At 52.8% G+C, this 1,955-nt stretch carries 3 protein-coding genes; 2 read left to right on the top strand and 1 reads right to left on the bottom strand.

Annotated elements, in window-relative coordinates; genetic code table 11:
* Nucleotides 1-451, top strand: a 451-nt coding sequence (locus HWQ67_RS17260; protein WP_218253936.1) for a MaoC/PaaZ C-terminal domain-containing protein, incomplete at its 5' end; no start/stop codon positions are given.
* Between the two features lie 6 nt (nucleotides 452-457).
* Nucleotides 458-1,591 carry an NAD(P)H-dependent flavin oxidoreductase gene (locus tag HWQ67_RS17255; protein ID WP_218253935.1) on the top strand — a complete coding sequence of 378 codons (1,134 nt, stop codon included), beginning with the start codon at nucleotides 458-460 and terminating at the stop codon, nucleotides 1,589-1,591.
* A 90-nt stretch (nucleotides 1,592-1,681) separates the two neighbouring features.
* On the opposite strand, the gene HWQ67_RS17250 is transcribed toward HWQ67_RS17255, so the two are convergent.
* Nucleotides 1,682-1,955, bottom strand: a 274-nt coding sequence (locus HWQ67_RS17250; protein WP_218253934.1) for a thiolase C-terminal domain-containing protein, incomplete at its 5' end; no start/stop codon positions are given.

Here is a 1,955-nt window from a genome sequence, read left to right as displayed (position 1 = left end):
AGACGTTGATGTTGGCACCGAAATGCCTCCTCTGCCCAAGATAGCAACATCTCTGATGCTGGTGAAATGGGCAGGCGCCAGCGGCGATTTCAACCCCCATCATTATGAAACAGAATTTGCGATGACCCAGGGCACTGGTGGCGTCATTGTACATGGCCTGCTCAAGCATGCCTGGCTTATCCAGTTCGTCACCGGCTGGATGGGAGAAGATGGTACCATCAAAAAGTTCTCCTGCCAGTACCGCGGTCTGGATTTTCCACGCAAGATGCAGACAATGAATGAGCCTGTCGAAGGAGAGACCTGGCACTGCAAAGGCAAGGTCTCTAAGAAGTATGTTGAGGAAGACGAGCATCTGGTAGACCTCGAGATTGGTTTGGAGAATGGCAAGGGACAGGTAACCACCCCCGGGACAGCTACAGTTGCGCTGCCACCTAAAAAGAAAGGAAAGTAAGCAAGAATGGCGAAAACCAAGTTGAAGTTTCACACTAAAATCTGTGATGTGCTCGGCATTGAGTACCCCATAATTCAGGCTGGTATGGGCGGATTCTCAGACCCCCCTCTGGTCATTGCGGTATCGGAGGCCGGCGGACTGGGCACGTTAGGTGGAGCTACCTACACCGCCGATGGGCTTAATGAAGCGATCAAGCAGATCAGAAAGGGCACTAAAAAACCATTCGCTATCGACATATTACTGCCGGATTCCCTGGAGGATATGGCCGGAGTAGACAAAGAGAAGCTCAGGGAATATATCCCCGAAGAGTACAAAGCCTACGAGAAGGAACTAAGGAAGAAATTCAAAGTTCCCCCCAGTTATGTTAGCAGCAGACAAGTGGATATGTGTACTATGGAGGGGACGAAGAGGATGCTCCAGGTCTGCCTGGATAACAATGTGCCGGTGATAGCAGCGGGTCTTGGCAGACTGGGCTGGGTAATGGCCGAGTGCAAGAAGCGCGGCATAAAGACCATCGGCATCGGTGCCAACGTTAAGATGGCATTGAAGCACGTCGAAGATAAATGCGATGTTATAGTTGCCCAGGGCTACGATGCCGGCGGACACACAGGCAATATCGGCACCATGTCCGTAGTACCGCAGATAGTAGACGCCGTGAAGCCAACCCCAGTGGCTGCCGCAGGTGGCATCGCGGACGGTAGAGGCCTAGTGGCTGCCCTGGCTCTGGGAGCAGAAGGAGTCTGGTGCGGCTCCATGTTCCTGCTCACTCCCGAGGTAACATTTACTGAAGGCCAGAAGGACAGGGTCATCGCCGCCACCGAGAAAGATGCGGTTATCACCAAGGGGCTCAGCGGCAAGACCATGCGTCAGCTCAAGATGGCTATAACCAGGGCCTGGGATGAGGGACCACTGCCTCCTCTGGGCTGGCCGCTGCACCTTATCCTTATGCAGGACATCATAGATTACTGCTTTGATAATAAGGACGAGAAGATGTACAACGAGATGCTTGTAACCCCGTGCGGTCAAGCCACCAGGCTCCTGAACAGGCGAAGGACCTCCAAGCAGATTATAGACGACATGATCAAAGAAGCGATAGACGACCTGGAGAAGGGCATTCCGGGAAGAGTGCAGTGGAAATAAGGGGCTAGATAGGAAAGACTAGAATGTAAGTTGGTGCTTCTCGTTTCGAGAAGCACCAACTTATTTGTTTACCTTCAAATCTTTGTTAGCTTAAAGACCAGCTATACAACAGCTTACAGTGGCACTAGCAGGGAACCCACCGAGGTTATGGGTCAAGCCCAGTCTCGGATTCTTCAACTGCCTCTCACCGCACTTGCCCTGAAGCTGCTTGTAAACCTCGTACATCATCCTTAGCCCGCTGGCACCAATTGGATGTCCGAAGGACTTCAGTCCGCCATCGGTCTGTACCGGCAGCCCTCCTGTCAACTCGAAGAAGCCCGCCTCGATGTCGTCTCTAACCTTGCCCCTGGGGCTGAACTCAAGG

The sequence above is a fragment of the Candidatus Magnetobacterium casense genome (genome assembly GCF_019173545.1).
Taxonomy (GTDB): domain Bacteria; phylum Nitrospirota; class Thermodesulfovibrionia; order Thermodesulfovibrionales; family Magnetobacteriaceae; genus Magnetobacterium; species Magnetobacterium cryptolimnobacter.
This window is presented reverse-complemented; position numbering and strand designations above follow the sequence as displayed.